Genomic DNA, 16,185 nt, shown 5'->3' on the forward strand with positions numbered 1-16,185 from the left:
CTGCCCGGACCATCCCGCCGAGCCGATCGGCTCACTCGACGCGCGCATTCGGAAACGATCGGGTATGGCCACCGATGAACTGATGAACGCACAATCGATGGCACGGGACAGGTGGCACGGTGGGCATGCGGGAAATGGTGCGGATACGACGCGGCGCATGGACGGCGGCACTGCTGGCCGTCACGGTGACGGGCTCCCTGCTGGCGGGCTGCACCTCGGGGGGCGGAGCGACCGACGACGGCCGGGGCCATGCCTCCAGCCCCACCCCGAGCGACAGCGGGACCGGCACGTCGAACGCCGGCCCGGTACTCGCGGTGAAGATCGACAATGTGCCCGGCGCACGCCCCCAGACGGGGCTCGACGCGGCGGACATCGTGTACGCGGAACAGGTCGAGGGCGGCCTGAGCCGGCTGATGGCGATCTTCGCCGGCACGCTGCCCGAGGCCGTCGGGCCCGTGCGCAGTGCCCGCGAGTCGGATCTGGAGGTGCTGAGACAGTTCGACGATCCGACGCTCGCCTTCTCCGGTGCCCAGCGCAAGCTGCTGCCGCTGATCGACAGCGCTCCGCTGCGTCCCGAGACGCCGGGCAAGGTGTCCGACGCCTGGTACCGGGGCACGGGCAAGGCCGCACCGCACAACCTGTACCTGCGCCCGCGGCGGCTGATGGGCTCGGCCCCCGGCGAGGCGGCGCTGACCACGGGGTTCCGATTCGGGGCGGCACCCCCCGGCGGTACCCCGGAGGCCTCCCGCACCGTCCGTTTCCCGTCGGCCCGCTTCACCTTCACCTGGTCCGCCGGCCGTGGACGCTGGCTGGTGGCCATGGACGGCACGCCCACGGTGACTACGGACGGCACCTCGGTGGCACCGGCGACGGTGGTCGTCCAGCATGTGAAGGTACGCAAGTCCCGCTACCACGACGTCAACGGCAACAACTCGCCCTACACGGAGTCGGTGGGCTCGGGCACGGCCGAGGTGCTGCGTGACGGCCGCTCCTTCGACGCGAACTGGACGCGGCCGGAAGCGGCCGGCGGCACCCGGTTCACGACCCCTGACGGTGCTCCGCTGAACTTCGCGAAGGGCCAGGTGTGGGTGGTCTTCGCGAAGGAGTGAGGCGGCGGGCCTTCCCTAGCGTCGCGCGCCGAGGGGTTCCGCGGGGTTGCGGAGCCCCTCGGCCGCGTCCGAGACCCGCTGGATGAGGTCGAAGAACAGGGTCTGCTCCTCGGCGGAGAGGGGGGCCAGGAAGACCTGGTTCATGCGCGCGGTGCGGACGGTCAGTTTGCGGTGGGTCCGCAGACCTTCGTCCGTGAGGCGGAGCAGGAAGCGCCGTCCGTCCTGCGGATCGCGCACCTTGTCCAGCAGTCCGCGGCGCCCGAGGCGGCTGATGACCTCGGCGATCGTGGACCGGTCCAGCCCGACCCGCTCCCCCACCGTGCGCTGGTCGAGGCCGGGCTCGGCGACGAGCGCGTTCAGGACCGCGAACTGGGGCGAGGTGATCTCCTCGGAGACCATCGTGTTCCACAGCAGGTAGTGCGCCTGTTGCAGTCGCCGGGCCAGGTGCCCGGGGTGGGTGGAGAGGTCCACCGCGGCCATGTGCGCTCCTCGGGTCCGGTGCGCGCCGGTGACCGCGCCGCACCAGGGTCGGGTGCGTCGACGCACCGAATTGATTGGTGCACTGAAGGATACTCGCCACACCCGCCGACTGTCCCGGCCATCGACGGCCTCGATGATCTCCCTGATCAGCCATCCATCCGGGGTCTTGACGGACCGGAGACGGGGTGGCAGCGTGTCGAGAACCTCGAAGAATTAATCAGTGCCCTGATTAATTTCGGGCTCTGGACACTCGGGAGAGATGAGGCTTCACGCATGGACAAGGTGGTCGCCACGGCGCTGGAGGCGGTGTCCGATGTACCGGACGGCGCGACGCTCGCGGTCGGCGGATTCGGCCTCAGCGGCGTACCGAACGTGCTGATCGAGGCACTCCTCGCGCGTGGAGTCCAGGGACTCGGAGTGGTCTCCAACAACTGCGGGGCCATGGAATCCGGGCTCGCGACCCTGCTCGCCGCCGGGCGCGTCGCCCGGGTCACCGGCTCGTACATCGGCGGCAACAAGGAGTTCGCCCGGCAGTACCTGGCCGGCGAGCTGGAGGTCGAGATGATCCCGCAGGGCACGCTGGCGGAGCGGCTGCGCGCGGGCGGGGCCGGGATTCCCGCCTTCTACACACCCGCCGGGGTCGGCACGCAGGTCGCCGACGGCGGACTGCCCTGGCGCTACGACGGCCACGGCGGCGTCACGAAGGCCTCCCCGCCGAAGGAGGTGCGCGAGTTCGACGGCACCCCGTACGTACTGGAGCACGGCATCCGCACCGACTTCGCCCTGGTGCGGGCCGCGAAGGGCGACCGGCACGGCAACCTCGTCTTCAACAAGTCCTCCCGGAACTTCAACCCGCTCGCCGCGATGGCCGGCCGGGTGACGATCGCCGAGGTGGAGGAGCTCGTGGAGCCGGGCGGGATCGATCCGGACGCCGTACATCTGCCGGGCATCTTCGTGCGGCGCGTCGTGGCCCTGACCCCCGAGCAGGCGGGCGCCAAGTTGATCGAGAAGCGGACGGTCTCGGCGTCCGCGGCGGACGGAACGGTGAGCGAGTAATGGCCTGGAGCAGGGAAGAGATGGCCGCCCGCGCCGCGCGTGAACTCGCGGACGGCCAGTACGTGAACCTCGGCATCGGCCTGCCGACGCTGATCCCCAACCACCTCCCCGCGGGTGTCGAGGTGATCCTGGAGTCGGAGAACGGCATCCTGGGCACCGGCCCCTATCCGACCGAGGACCAGGTCGACCCCGACCTCATCAACGCCGGCAAGGAGACCGTGACCGTCCTGCCGGGCGCCTCGTACTTCGACTCCGCGCTGTCCTTCGGGATGATCCGCGGCGGGCACATCGACGTCGCCGTGCTCGGCGCGATGCAGGTCTCGGCCGGCGGCGACCTCGCCAACTGGGCCGTCCCGGGCAAGATGATCACCGGCATCGGCGGAGCGATGGACCTCGTCCACGGCGCCCGTACGGTCATCGTCGTGATGACCCACACCGCCAAGGACGGCTCGCCCAAGATCCTCCGGGAGTGCGAACTGCCGCTCACCGGCAAGGCCTGCGTGAACCGGATCATCACCGACCTCGGCGTCCTCGACGTCACCGCCGAGGGCCTGCTCCTGGTGGAGACCGCGCCGGGCGTCACGGCCAAGGAGATCGCGGCGAAGACCGCCGCCGAGATCCGTGTCGCGGAGGGGATCCAGTCGTGAAGGACGTCTACATCGTCGATGCCGTCCGGACGCCGGTCGGCAGGTACAACGGCTCACTCGCGGCCGTCCGCCCGGACGACCTGGCGGCCCACGCCATCCGTGAACTCCTCGCCCGGACACCGGACCTGGACCCGGCGCGGATCGAGGACGTGTACTTCGGCAACGCCAACGGCGCGGGCGAGGAGAACCGCAACGTGGGTCGGATGGCCGCCCTCCTCGCCGGGCTGCCCACCTCCGTGCCGGGCGTGACCGTCAACCGGCTGTGCGCCTCCGGGCTCGAAGCCGTCATCCAGGCGGCCCGCGCCATCGCGCTCGGCGACGCCTCCATCGCACTGGCGGGCGGCGTCGAGTCGATGACCCGCGCCCCCTACGTCCTGCCCAAGAGCGACCGGCCGTTCCCCGCCGGGCACGCCGAGCTGTACTCCACGACCCTCGGCTGGCGCATGGTCAATCCGCGGATGGACCCGCAGTGGACCATTCCGCTCGGCGAGTCGGCCGAACTCATCGCCGACAAGCACGGGATCACCCGCGAACAGCAGGACGAGTTCGCCCTCGGCAGCCACCGGAAGGCGGCCCGGGCGCAGGCGGAGGGACTGTTCGACGCCGAGATCGCGCCGCTGACCCTCCCCCGGCGCAAGGGTGAACCGGTCGTGTTCGGCGCCGACGAATGCGTACGCGCCGACGCGTCCCTCGACGCCATGGCCCGGCTGAAGCCGTCCTTCCGCACCGAGCGGGGGACGGTGACCGCGGGCAACGCCTCACCCCTGAACGACGGCGCGGCGGCCCTGCTCCTGGTCGACGCCGAGGGACTGAGGGCCACCGGCCGCGAACCCCTCGCCCGGATCTCGGCGACCGGCGTGTCCGCCGTCGACCCGCGGTACTTCGGGCTCGCCCCCGTCGAGGCCGTGAACCGCGCACTCGCCAAGGCGCGCAAGGGATTTGACGACCTGTCGACTCTGGAGCTGAACGAGGCCTTCGCCGCCCAGGTCCTCGGCTGTGTCGCCGAATGGCCCGAGTTCGACACCGGGATCCTCAACCCGCAGGGCGGCGCCATCGCCCTCGGCCACCCCCTCGGCGCCTCCGGTGCCCGGCTCGCCGGCACCGTCGCCCACCAACTCGCCCGCAAGGGCAGCGGAGTTGGTGTCGCCACCCTCTGTATCGGCGTGGGCCAGGGCCTCGCCCTCGTCCTCGAACGCTAGGAAGTCGACCATGGCTCTGACTCAGTCGGACATCGACGTCGAGATCAAGGATCTCCAGGACGACTACGACAAGGCGGTGGCAGGCGGCGCGCCCGTGCTGCACCACGCCGCCCGCGACTACGCCCCGTACCGCAGCTCCCGGCTCCGCCACCCCAAGCAGCCGCTGATCGCCGTGCGCGGAGGTGATCCGGAGACGGTCGAGCTGTCGGGCCCGGTCTTCGGTGTCACCGACATCACCGAGATCGACAACGACCTCACCCTGCAGCACCGGGGCGAGCCGATCGGCGAGCGGATGACCGTCTCGGGCCGGCTGCTCGACCGCGACGGCCGTCCCGTACGCGGTCAGCTCGTAGAGGTCTGGCAGGCCAACGCGGCGGGCCGGTACGCCCATCTGCGCGAGCAGCATCCGGCGCCGCTCGACCCCAACTTCACCGGCGTGGGTCGCACCCTGACGGACGATCAGGGCCGGTACACGTTCACCACCGTCAAGCCGGGACCGTACCCGTGGGGCAATCACACCAACGCGTGGCGGCCCGCGCACATCCACTTCTCGGTCTTCGGCACGGCGTTCACCCAGCGGCTGGTGACCCAGATGTACTTCCCGGGCGACCCGCTGTTCCCGTACGACCCGATCCTGCGGTCCGTCACGGACACCGCGGCCCGCGACCGGCTGATCGCCGGCTACAACCATGATCTCTCGCGGCCCGAGTTCTCCCTGGGCTACGAGTGGGACATCGTCCTCGACGGTCCCTCCGCCACCTGGATCGAGGAAGGCCGTTGAGCATGACCGAGCGGTTGCTCCCCACCCCGTCCCACACCATCGGCCCGTTCTACGGCCACGCGCTGCCCTTCACCGGCGGCGGCGACATCGCGCCCCACGGTCACCCCGACACGATCACCCTGCACGGCTACGTCTTCGACGGCGCGGGTGCCCCGGTCCCCGACGCCCTGCTGGACTTCTGGCAGGCCGCCCCCGACGGCTCCCTCACCGGCGCCCCCGGCTCGCTGCGCCGCGACCCCTCGACAGGCGGCTTCCTCGGCCGCAACGGCGTCGACTTCACCGGCTTCGGCCGCGTCGCCACCGACGCCGACGGACACTACGCGCTGCGCACCCTGCCTCCGGGGAACACCGGACTGCCGTACATCAGCGTCTGCGTGTTCGCGCGGGGCCTGACGCACCACCTGTTCACCCGCGCCTACCTGGCCGACGGCCCTGACCCGCTGCTCGACGCGCTGCCGTCCGAGCGGCGCGCCACGCTGATCGCGGCCGAGGGCGCGCCGCGGACGTACCGTTTCGACATCCGCCTTCAAGGCGAAGGCGAAACGGTCTTCCTGGAGTTCCAGTGACAGCTGCCGACCCCGACGCGTCCGACGCCGGGCTGCTCGCCCCCGGCACCGCGGGATCCCCGGCGTCGGCCGCGACCGGCGACGCCGCGTATCTGCGGGCCCTGCTCGACGCGGAGGCCGCGCTGACCCGCGCCCAGGCATCACTCGGGCTGGCCCCCGCCGAGGCCGCCACGGCGGTCTCCCTCGCGGCCGACGGCGCGGACTTCGACATCGCCTCGATCGCGCTGCGCGCCCGGAGCGGCGGCAACCCGGTGATCCCCCTGGTAGCGGACCTGACGGCCGCCGTCCCGGCCGAGTTCGGCCCGTACGTCCACCGGGGCGCGACGAGCCAGGACATCCTGGACTCGGCCACCATGCTCGTCGCGGCCCGCACCCTGGACCTGGTCCTGAGCGACCTGGACCGGACCGGACGGGCCCTGGCCCGGCTGGCGGAGCAGCACCGGGACACGGTGCTGCCTGGCCGCACGCTCACCCAGCACGCGGTGCCGACGACCTTCGGGCTGAAGGCGGCGGGGTGGCGGTCCCTGGTGCTCGACGCCCGGGACCGGGTGCGCGCCGTTCGGTCCGCCCTGCCCGCCCAACTCGGCGGCGCGGCGGGCACCCTGGCCGCCTTCACCGCCTTCGGCGCGGACGACACCCGTGCGCTGACCGCCGCGTACGCCCGTGAACTGGGCCTCGCCGAAGCAGAGTTGCCCTGGCACACCCTGCGCACACCGATCGCGGACCTGGCCGGCGCGCTGGCGTTCACGGCCGGCGCGCTGGGCAAGACGGCCGTCGACGTCCTCACCCTCTCGCGCACGGAGATCGCCGAACTGGCCGAGGGCTCCGGCGGCGGTTCGTCCGCGATGCCGCACAAGGCGAACCCGGTGCGGGCCACCCTCGTGGCCGCCGCCGCCCGGCGCGCTCCGCTGCTCGCGGCCACGCTGTACGGCGCGCTGGCGGCCGAGGACGAGCGCCCCGCCGGGGCCTGGCACACCGAGTGGGAGCCCCTGCGCGATCTGCTCCGACTGGTCGGCGGGGCGGCCCGCGACGCGGCCGAACTGGCCGAGGGACTACGGGTGAACGCCGACGCCATGCGCGAACACCTGGGCCTCACCCACGGGTTGATCGTCTCCGAACGACTGGCCGCCGAGCTCACGCCGGTGCTCGGCCGGGCGCGGGCCAAGGAGTTGCTGACGCGGGCCGCCGAGCGGGCGGTCAGCGAAGGGCGGCCCCTCGCGGACGTGCTCGGCGAGGAGCCCGACCTCAAGGACGTCCCCGGCGTGGACCTCGCCGACCTCACCGATCCGAACCGCTACACGGGCTCCGCGGGAGTCCTCACCGACCGTGCTCTGGAGCGACGTTGACCGTGAAACTGCTCGACCACCGCACCGAGGGGTCCACCACCGCTCCCCCGCTGTTCCTCGGGCCCTCCCTCGGGACGTCGTACGCCCTGTGGGACAGGGTCGCGCCCGAACTGTCGGTCACCCACCGGGTGGTGCGCTGGAACCTTCCCGGACACGGCGGCTCACCGGCCGGGTTGATCGGCCCCGGTGCGACCGTCGCCGACCTGGCCGCGCTCGTGCTGGAACTGGCCGACTCCCTGGGCATCGAGCGCTTCTCGTACGCCGGGGTGTCGCTGGGCGGCGCGGTGGGCCTGCATCTCGCGGTCCACCACCCCGAGCGGCTCGTCTCCCTCGCCGTCATCTGTTCCTCGGCCCACTTCAACGGGTCGAAGCCGTGGGAGGAACGGGCCGAGCTGGTGCGCCGCGAAGGTCTCGGGCCCGTGGCCGCGACCGCCGACACCCGGTGGTTCACGGCCGGTTTCACCGTGCCGGAGCTGGTCGAGGACCATCGCACCGCCGACCCGGGGGCGTACGCCGCCTGTTGTGACGCCCTGGCCGCGTTCGACATCCGGGACCGGCTCGCCTCCGTCACCGTACCCACGCTGCTGATCGCGGGCCGCGAGGACCCCGCGACCCCGCCCGCGCATCTGCGGGAGATCGCGGACGCCGTGCAGGGCGCCGCGCTCGTCGAGATCCCGGGCGCCTCGCACCTGGCACCCGCGCAGTGCCCGGAAGCCGTGCTGACCGCCCTGCGGGCGCACTTCTCGGCGGGAGGCGCGCGGCGCGGCATGGAGGTGCGCCGTCAGGTTCTCGGCGACGAGCACGTGGACCGTGCGCAGGCCCGCCAGAGTCCGTTCACGGCCCGCTTCCAGGATTTCATCTCGCGCTACGCCTGGGGTGAGATCTGGACCGATACGACGCTCACGCGCCGCGAACGCAGCATGGTCACGCTGACCGCGCTGGTGGCGCACGGCCATCTCGACGAGCTGGCGATGCACGTCCGCGCGGCGCGCCGCAACGGGCTCACCCCCGAGGAGATCGGCGCGGTACTGCTCCAGACAGCGGTCTACTGCGGTGTACCGGCCGCCAATTCGGCCTTCGCGGTGGCCCAGCGAGTACTGGCGGAGGACGACCCCGAGGACGGCCGGCCCTCGGGGTGACCCGGCCGAAGGGGCACGCCCACCCCGGGCCCGTCGCATCCCGGACCCGCCGCACCCCGGGCCCGCCGCACCCGGTTCGACCGCTCCGCGCGGCCGGTACCGGCCCTGGGCGCCGGCCTCGGGCGGGTCCGCGTCCGCTCCTCCCGGTCCGGCCCGGGGCGGACCCGGGTCCCGGGCAGCGCACTCAACGAGGCCGGATTTTGGGCGTCGCGGCCCCTCGGGCCGGTGCCCGGTGCCCGGCCAGGAGGCCGGGCACCGGGCTACAGACCGGCCAGGGCCGACTCCGCCTTCGCGACCAGTCCGTCCGCCCCGCTGGCACGCGCCAGTGTCAGGCCCTTGTTCAGCTCCATCACCGAGCGGGACACGATGCCGTACTCGATGCGGGCCGCCGCGTGTTCGTACTGGCAGGGGGAGGCTTCCAGGTAGGTGACCGCCTGTGCTGCCAGCCGGACCGCGCGCTGCCCGGTTTCGAGGGCCGCGGCGCAGCGGAGCGCTTCGCCGATCGCCGTGTCGGTGCCGAACCGCTCCGCCTGCCGGCGGGCGTCCGTGGCGAGGGCGGCGGCACGTGACGGGTCCTCGGTGGCGAGCGCCCTGGCGAGGTCGACGGCCCACGGTGCCAGCACCGTGTTGTGGTGGCCCCGGGCGGCGGCGGCCTTCTCGGCCGCCTCCAGCTCGTTTATGCCCTCCTTCGTACGGCCGACGGCGAGCAGCAGCCGGCCGCGCACGGAGCGGGTGTCGGGAAGGACGATCGTGGAGGGGTACGGAGGGGTGAAGCCGTAGCGCTCCGCGATCTCCGCGGCCTCCTGGACGTGCCCGCGGGCCAGCAGGGTGTCGATGAGCCCGCAGGTCGCCGACCAGTACAGGGGCAGCCCGCGTCCGACCCGCTCCGCGAGCCGCAGCGATTCGCGCTGGTAGTGCTCCGCGTCGGCGAGGCGGCCTCTTCTGCGGTGGGCGAGTCCGAGGTAGGCGTTGGCCAGGGAGAGGTGACCGCCGCTCCAGCCCGCCTTCACATAGGCGTGCAGCGCTTCGCTGAACAGGCTCTCGGCCCGGTCGAGCCGGTCCGCGTAGGCGTACGCGCTGCCCAGCATGAGCAGGAGTTCGACGCCCCACTCGGTGTCGGTCCAGGCGAGGCCGGGTGCGAGCCGTCCGTTGACGAGGGCGCGGTCGCAGAGTTCGATGACCTCCTCGGCGTTCTCGCCTCGCGTCATCGCGTCGAAGCCACGCAGTATGAGGAGCGCGCGCTCGGAGTTGTCGCGCCCGGTGCAGGTCGTGACGAGCTCGGCGAGACCGCTGGAGTGTCCGGCGCGCTCCTCGCCCGCGTGGATGCCCTCCCACATGTAGTGCACGGCCTGGAGGCGCATCCGGGCGGGTCCCGGGTCCAGCCGCTCGGCCTCGGCCCCGACCGTGCGGACGGCCTCGTCCAACTGGTTGTTGTGGACCAGCGCCTGGGAGAGCCGGAAGACCGCGTCCACCCGTACGGTGTCTTCGAGGCCGGGCCGTTCGAGCGCGGCGCGCAGATGCGCGATGGTCGTGGACGGCGCGGTCAGCAGCGTGGCACAGCCCAGTTCGTAGAGCACCCGCGCGTGCACCTCGGGAAGCGGCGGTTCCTTCAGGGCACGCTCCAGGCAACGCCGGGCCGCGTCCGGGGCGCCGACGGCGAGGTGTTCGCGGGCGGCCTCACGCATCTGCTCGACCAGTTCGGGGTCGTCGTCCGGGTGCACCTCAAGGAGGTGCCGGGAGGCGGCGGCCGCTCCTCGTCCGGACTCGGTGACCGCCCAGGCCGCCTGACCGTGCATCGCCGTGCGCAGGGCGTCCGGGATCGAGCGGTAGACCGCTGTCGCGATCAGGGGGTGCACGAACTCCAGGTCGCCGTCGGGTCCGTGGCCGTTCGGCGACTCGGCCGCGGTCAAGATACGTGCCGCGCCCAGTAGTTCGGCGCAGCGGGACGCCTCTTCGTCGGGCATTCCGGCGAGTTGGGCGGCGAGGTCGAGGGAGATCCCGGTGCCGAGGATGGCCGCCGCCCAGGCGAACCGGGTGGCGTCGATGCCCAGTCCTTCGAGCCGGGCGACCAGTCCGCGGCCGCGGGCCGAGCGGTTCAGGTCGCGCAGTTCGGCGGCCGAGCCCTCGCTGGGCTCCAGTTCGCTGTCCTGGACCTTGGCGAGCAGTTCGACGGTCTCGTACGGGTTGCCGCCGGTGACCGCCCACACCTCGCGGCAGAACGGCGCGTCGGCGTGCTCGCCGATGGTGGCGCGGGTCAGTCCCTCGGTCGCGGCCGGGGTCAGGGCGCTCAGCGTGGAGACGGGACGAGCCGCGGCGGCCACGGCGTCGAGCAGCCGGGCACTCTCGCCGCTGACCCCGCCGGGCCTGCGCGCGACCACGACGAGGACGGACAGGTCGTCGAGGCGCTCGGCGAACGCGGCGAGCCAGCGCAGGGTCTCCTGGTCGGCCCAGTGCGCGTCGTCGATGAGCAGCACGAGTGGCCAGTCCCGCTTCGCGAGCCGGCGCACCGCTGCGACCAGACCGTCGCAGACACCCTGCGGGTCGGGCTGCCGGTCACCGGGTTCGGCTATGCCGAGGGCGGGGCCGGCGATGTCGTACCAGTCGCCCAGATACTCGCGTGCCTCCTCCGGGAGCAGCGAGACCAGAGCGGGCTGGAGCAACTGCCGTACGACGTTGAAGGGGACGGACGTGACGGTCTCGCCGCCGCGTGCCGACCACACCGCGCAGCCGTTGGCCTCCGCGATCCGGCGCGCCTCGGCGAGGAGTGCCGTCTTCCCGAGACCCGCGTCTCCGCTGAGCACCAACAGGGTGCCCGCGGTCGCCGAGTCCGCGCGCAGCGCGGTGATCGCCTCTTCGAGGGTGGCGACCTCCTCGTCACGCTCCCACAGGGAAGCCGAGGCGACCGTTCCGGGCCGTGCCTGCGTCATCCCGCTACCTCCCCAGGTCGCCCAAACGACGTAACTGCAAAGAGCCTAGCCTCCTGGAAGCCAGGGTGGAGGCGTGACCCGGCAGCAGTTGCCGGTACGAGTGACGGCGATGTCGCGGAGGCGACGCCGCCGGGCGCCCAGTGGCGTGGGGACAGTTGATGGTCAGTCAACTGCGGGGAAAATGAAGGCAATTTCCCGTCCTGGGCATCGACACCGGGCCGGGGGCGGGTTGTCTCCCGCACGCCCCTCGGAAAACCGGCACGAGCGCCCCAGCGTGCGGGGTTGACCTGCACGCCCTCAGGTCCGGCACGTCCGCGGCACCCCGCTCGCCGGCTGCGCCGGGCGCTCCTTCGAGGGAATCGAGGGATACGAGTTCGGCGTCCGCGACGGTTCCGCGACGCCCGGCGCACCCCACCGCCCCCGGACGGTCCTCCAGGCCCCTCGCGATACCCCGGCACCCTTGGCACAGGCGTTCTTCATCCGTCCGGCTGGCCCGCGCGCGGCCCGGAGGCCCGTCCGGGGGTGGCGGGGCGACACAAGTACCGGGAGGTGCCCACAGGCACGGCACGGGCGGCGCAGCACGGCACGGGCGGCCACGGATGCGGGCGGCACAGGTGGCCGGGTGGCGCAGGCCCGGCACGGGCGCAGCACGGCACGGGCGGCACCGATGCGGAACGCATGCGGCTCGCCCCGGAGTGATCGACGGGGCTGGCCGGCATGTGCGCGTCAGCCCCCGGAGCCGGCTTCCGGGGAACCCTCTCATCCGGCTTTCACCCTGGGCTCATACGGTGGGGCCATGACGCAGGTGACTCCCCCCGGCTGGTATCCCGATCCCGGGCAGACAAGTGACGCTCCCGCCACCGAGCGCTGGTGGGACGGTAAGGCATGGACGGACCAGATCCGCCCCGTCGGGTCGGCGGCCGCATGGGGTCCCCCGGCGCTGCCGCCGGAGGCCGGATTCCATCCGCCGTACCCCCCGGGTCCCTCGCGGCGCGGGCTGCGCACGGGCATAGCCGTCGCGGCGGCTATCGCCGTGCTCGCGGGCATCGTCGGCGGCGTGTACGCGCTGACCAATGACGGCGGAGGCGGCAGCAGCAGCGCGGCTTCCCAGAGGCCCGGCGGCCCGAACGGACAGGGCGGACAGGGCGGCCCCGGTGGGGGCCAGGACGGCTCGGGCGGTCCGAGCGGTGCTCCTGGCGACTCGGGAGGCTCCGGTGGTCTCGGCGGGCAGACGCCGGCGCCGGGCGCCTCGGGCCTGCCGCAGACGGAGGACGGCTACGCCACCGACGTCTACAACGGGATCAGCATCCCGGTGCCGGACGGCTGGACCGGCCAGAGCGGCGCGAGCGCCGCCGCGGTCTCCACCAAGGACACCTACACGTGCCCTGGCGACACCTCGCAGAAGTGTCAGCGCGGCGGCGCCTACTCGGCTCCGGCGAGCGCGCAGAAGCTGAAGTCCACGACGGCGGAGGCGGCGGCCAAGGAGGACATCTCCAAGAACGCCACCGAGTCGTACGGCACGGGCTACGGCTCGATCACCTCGCACACGGAGCTCGCCTCGAAGGCGGTCACGGTGGCCGGCGAGAAGGGCTACCTGGTCCGCTGGAAGGTCGTGACGAGCAAGGGTGACGACGGTTACGTCGAATCGCTCGTCTTCCCCGCCCCGGCCGACCACAACTCGCTCGTCGTCGTCCGCTTCGGCGTCGACGCCGGCTCCAAGGCCCCCAAGCAGTCGATCATCGACACGATCACCAAGGGCATCAAGGTGGCGTCCGGGACCGGCGGCAACGGGCAGAACGTTTGACAGATGCGGGTGGGGTCGACGACGTGCAGCAACGCCCTCGCTGTCCGCTCTCGACCTCGCCCGGCATCCGCTCCCCGAATCCGGATGCGACCGGCTGGGAGTCGGCGCCCTCAGCGGCCACTCGACGTGATCATCTCCCACCCGTCCGGCAAGGGAGGCGACGAAGGCCCCGCCGGCTCGTCGCCGATGCTGTTGATGGCCGCGGGGGCACTTCGTCTCGCTGCCCGGGACCAGGGTGGGGGCTTCGCACAAGGGGTGAACTCATGCCCCACCCTGGCCGGACGGCCTGACGACGGCACGCGCACGCGTCACGCGCACAAGGGGCGGGGAACGCATCCGGGCCGGGCCGGCTCGCCGCCCGCGCCCACTGATCCCTGCTGCGGCGACTACGCGGCCCGTTGACCGGCCTGCTGCCAGGGGGCCGGGCCGGTCTGCGACGCCCATCCCGCGAGGGCCTGCTCGTCGTAGAGGCGAATGCCCTGCGTGGCGGCGTAGCCGATGGCGTGCCGCGTGAAGGTACTCGTGGTGACCACCACGGCAACCTGGGCATGGTGCACCGTGAAGCAAGTGCCCCCGAACCGCTGCATATCGGGGGATCCGACCTTGTGAGTGGGCCCGTACCGCTTGCACTGGATGACGATCCGCCGTCCGTCCGGGGCGGTCGCGACGACATCGGCTCCCAGGTCTCCGGCTCCACCGCTCACCTCGACGTCCGTGCACCCGTCCCGCCGGCACAGATAGGCGATGGCGTGCTCGAACTCTTTGGAGCCGAGGGTGTGGTAGCGGGCGATCTCCCGTGACTGCACCTCGCGAATCCGCGCCTGGCGGGCGGCCTCAAGGCGCTGCTGCTCGGCGTCGCGGGCGCGGTGCACCGCGTAGACGATGCCGCCGGCGGCCGCGGCCAGGATCAACGGGATGCCGACTTCCGGAACGTGCTTGACCAGTTGGAGGAGAACCGCGAGCGGAATGCCGACGGTCCACAAGAGGCGGATGACGACCGACTGGCAGGACGAACCGCGGGTGCGGCGTGGCGACATGAAGGTTCCCCCGGGGACGCGATCTGTGCGGAAGCGTAGCTGTACCGCGTTTGCACCGGGGCTGACTGGCGGGCGCGGCCTGATGTCGTGTATGGCGAACCACCCTCGCCCCGTTGCCGGTTGGCGGAGGGTCGGCAGGACCCGGACCCCTCGCGATCCGGCAACCACCCCATCCCGAGCTCCGGACGGAGCAAGTTCGTTGAAGGTTCACATTTCGTTACGGTTTCATCACCGTATCTCCATGACTCTTACAGAACTCTCACCTGCACCGTTACGTTCATCCCTCAACGCACCACCCAGGGGGGACACATGTCGCAGAACCAGCCGCCGCCGTCCGGACCGTTCGGCTGGAGCCAGGTACCGCCGCCTCCGGTGCCGCCGCAGCCCACCGGCCGCCCGAAGTGGGCTCGTAAGCGGATCGCCATTCCCGCCGCCCTGTTCATCCTGTTCATCGGCGTCGGCATAGGCTCCTCCGGCGACGATCAGAAGACGGCCGCCGCCGCGAAGCCCGCGCCGCGCGTCACCGTCACGGAAACCGCCAAGAGCAAGGCGAAGGCCGCCCCCGCCCCGACGGTCACCGTGACGAAGACGGCGAAGGCGGCGAAGGCCGCCACCACGAAGGCCAAGCCGAAGAAGACGAAGGCGGCCGCGTCCGCCGACAAGGTCGTGTTCAAGGTGTGGGGGTCCGCGCCGTCCGGCCTGGACATCACCTACGGCAGCGACAGCGACAACCTGCAAGGCCGTGGTCTGCCGATGACGAAGACGCTCACGCTGAAGGACGACGCCATGTACTACGTCGTCACCGCGCAACTGTCGGGCGGCGGCGACATCCACTGCTCGGTGACCGTGGACGGGAAGACCAAGACCGGCCACGCCGCCGGCGGATACAACATCTGCTCGGCGCAGCTCAGCGGCGGCCTGTTCGGCGGCTGGAGCTAGAACGACCGCCGCCGGTCCTCCGGAGGTCCGGGCACCGTCGCTTCGGCGTCGGCCTCGGCCCGGCCGACGGTAGGACCGGCCCGACGACGTGGCCGCGGGCGTGGCAGGTCGCTCACCGCCTCCGCGAGAACCGGCCCGGCCCTCTCACCGGGCTACGCGCACCAGGTGCAGCCGTGGCCGGCCAAGGGCGGCTGGGGACCGGTCCGTCAGGTCGGCCCGTCCCGGACCACGCCACCGCCGCGCATCCGCGCCCCGGCGTCCACGTACCCGCATCCCCCTGCGCTCCCCTCCCGGCTCCGCCGGGACGCCGGGGACGCCGGGACATGGATCGGCCGGGTGGAGTGCCCCTCCGCTCAAGGGGTACCCCACCCGGCCGGGGGGTGCGCGCCGCCCCCGTCCCCACGGTGCGGCGCGTTACAGGCCGACGTCCGGTCATCCCGCGGACGTCGGCCTGAGTCTCAGGTGAGGCCGAGAGTCGGCAGGACGACCGCCTCCACGAAGCGTGTGAGATACGCCGCGTCGGCGTACTGGCCCTCCAGCAGGGGGCGCACGCGCAGGACGCCGAGCATCTGGGCCGGAATGAACTCCAGCGCCGGATGACCCGCGTCGACCTCGCCGCGCTCGACGCCCCGGCCGACCATCTGCCGCAGCTCGGCGACCTCGGGTTCGACGAGCGCGTCGCGGAGCGCCTGCTGGAGCTCCTTGTCCTGCATCACGGCATTGCCGAGGCCCTGCAGCAACTGCGTGTTGTCCCGGGCCGACCATTCGCCAGCGGCCCTGGCCGCCTCGCGCAGGTCTCCGGCGAGCGAGCCGGTGTCGATCCCCGTGAACCGCGGACAGCGGTTGTTGCGCAGCGCGGCGGCCACGAACTGGGGCTTCGTCCTCCACTGCCGGTAGAGCGTGGACTTGCTGCACCGGGTGCTGGCGGCGACGCCCTCCATGGTGAGCGCCTCGTAGCCGCATTCCCGGATCTGTTCGAGCACGGCGTCGTAGAACTCCTGCTCACGCTCCGGCGTGATCTTGGAGCGGCGCGAGGCGACGACCGTCTCCGGTCCGTCCGCGGCCTGCGACGTCATGGCGCTTCTCCTCGCTCGATCCGGTGGATGCCGGTGCGGTCTTGCGCCCAGTGTAATCGATACGGGAGGGTACCGGTAC

The 16,185-nt window shown here is 72.3% G+C and carries 14 protein-coding genes; 10 read left to right on the plus strand and 4 right to left on the minus strand.

Going from position 1 to position 16,185, the window contains the following annotated elements:
* Positions 1 to 125: 125 nt before the first annotated feature.
* Complete coding sequence (locus OHT01_RS07355) at positions 126 to 1,109, plus strand: DUF3048 domain-containing protein (protein ID WP_443043363.1); 984 nt, start codon at positions 126 to 128, stop codon at positions 1,107 to 1,109.
* Between the two features lie 15 nt (positions 1,110 to 1,124).
* Here OHT01_RS07355 and OHT01_RS07360 read toward each other — a convergent pair whose 3' ends face one another.
* On the minus strand, positions 1,125 to 1,589 hold the full coding sequence (locus OHT01_RS07360) for a MarR family winged helix-turn-helix transcriptional regulator (RefSeq protein ID WP_328552319.1): 465 nt from the start codon (positions 1,587 to 1,589) through the stop codon (positions 1,125 to 1,127).
* A gap of 273 nt (positions 1,590 to 1,862) precedes the next feature.
* Here OHT01_RS07360 and OHT01_RS07365 point away from each other — a divergent pair, with 273 nt between their 5' ends.
* Genes OHT01_RS07365 through pcaDC form a run of 7 tightly spaced genes read left to right on the plus strand, consistent with a single transcriptional unit; the run spans position 1,863 to position 8,323 of the window.
* Positions 1,863 to 2,645, plus strand: a complete 783-nt coding sequence (locus OHT01_RS07365; protein WP_328552320.1) for a CoA transferase subunit A — start codon at positions 1,863 to 1,865, stop codon at positions 2,643 to 2,645.
* Entirely contained in the window at positions 2,645 to 3,292 is a 648-nt protein-coding gene (locus OHT01_RS07370; RefSeq protein WP_328552321.1) for a CoA transferase subunit B, read from the plus strand. The genes OHT01_RS07365 and OHT01_RS07370 overlap by 1 nt, the downstream gene beginning before the upstream one ends.
* Positions 3,289 to 4,491, plus strand: coding sequence for a thiolase family protein (locus tag OHT01_RS07375; RefSeq protein ID WP_328552322.1), 1,203 nt, complete (start codon positions 3,289 to 3,291; stop codon positions 4,489 to 4,491). Before OHT01_RS07370 ends, OHT01_RS07375 begins: the two co-directional genes overlap by 4 nt.
* 10 nt (positions 4,492 to 4,501) lie before the next feature.
* Complete coding sequence (pcaH, locus tag OHT01_RS07380; protein ID WP_328552323.1) at positions 4,502 to 5,272, plus strand: protocatechuate 3,4-dioxygenase subunit beta; 771 nt, start codon at positions 4,502 to 4,504, stop codon at positions 5,270 to 5,272.
* A 2-nt stretch (positions 5,273 to 5,274) separates the two neighbouring features.
* The gene (gene pcaG / locus OHT01_RS07385) at positions 5,275 to 5,838 is read left to right on the plus strand and encodes a protocatechuate 3,4-dioxygenase subunit alpha (protein ID WP_328552324.1); all 564 of its coding nucleotides are present in this window, start codon (positions 5,275 to 5,277) and stop codon (positions 5,836 to 5,838) included.
* Positions 5,835 to 7,184 carry a 3-carboxy-cis,cis-muconate cycloisomerase gene (gene pcaB, locus OHT01_RS07390; RefSeq protein ID WP_328552325.1) on the plus strand — a complete coding sequence of 450 codons (1,350 nt, stop codon included), beginning with the start codon at positions 5,835 to 5,837 and terminating at the stop codon, positions 7,182 to 7,184. Before pcaG ends, pcaB begins: the two co-directional genes overlap by 4 nt.
* A complete protein-coding gene (pcaDC, locus tag OHT01_RS07395; protein ID WP_328552326.1) occupies positions 7,181 to 8,323 on the plus strand; it encodes a bifunctional 3-oxoadipate enol-lactonase/4-carboxymuconolactone decarboxylase PcaDC in 1,143 nt (380 codons plus the stop codon). Before pcaB ends, pcaDC begins: the two co-directional genes overlap by 4 nt.
* A 260-nt stretch (positions 8,324 to 8,583) precedes the next feature.
* Here the strand turns inward: pcaDC and OHT01_RS07400 are convergent, their stop codons facing one another.
* Positions 8,584 to 11,250, minus strand: a complete 2,667-nt coding sequence (locus OHT01_RS07400; protein WP_328552327.1) for an ATP-binding protein — start codon at positions 11,248 to 11,250, stop codon at positions 8,584 to 8,586.
* A gap of 796 nt (positions 11,251 to 12,046) precedes the next feature.
* On the opposite strand from OHT01_RS07400, the gene OHT01_RS07405 reads away from it, so the two are divergent.
* Complete coding sequence (locus OHT01_RS07405) at positions 12,047 to 13,054, plus strand: DUF2510 domain-containing protein (RefSeq protein WP_328552328.1); 1,008 nt, start codon at positions 12,047 to 12,049, stop codon at positions 13,052 to 13,054.
* 386 nt (positions 13,055 to 13,440) lie between these two features.
* Here the strand turns inward: OHT01_RS07405 and OHT01_RS07410 are convergent, their stop codons facing one another.
* Entirely contained in the window at positions 13,441 to 14,091 is a 651-nt protein-coding gene (locus OHT01_RS07410; RefSeq protein WP_328552329.1) for a restriction endonuclease, read from the minus strand.
* Between the two features lie 309 nt (positions 14,092 to 14,400).
* Here OHT01_RS07410 and OHT01_RS07415 point away from each other — a divergent pair, with 309 nt between their 5' ends.
* Positions 14,401 to 15,030, plus strand: coding sequence for an MmpS family transport accessory protein (locus OHT01_RS07415; RefSeq protein ID WP_328552330.1), 630 nt, complete (start codon positions 14,401 to 14,403; stop codon positions 15,028 to 15,030).
* Between the two features lie 458 nt (positions 15,031 to 15,488).
* Here OHT01_RS07415 and OHT01_RS07420 read toward each other — a convergent pair whose 3' ends face one another.
* Positions 15,489 to 16,106, minus strand: a complete 618-nt coding sequence (locus OHT01_RS07420) for a TetR/AcrR family transcriptional regulator (RefSeq protein WP_328552331.1) — start codon at positions 16,104 to 16,106, stop codon at positions 15,489 to 15,491.
* Between the last annotated feature and the right edge of the window lie 79 nt (positions 16,107 to 16,185).

Origin of the sequence: Streptomyces sp. NBC_00358 (assembly GCF_036099295.1) — a bacterium.
Classification (GTDB): Bacteria; Actinomycetota; Actinomycetes; order Streptomycetales; family Streptomycetaceae; genus Streptomyces.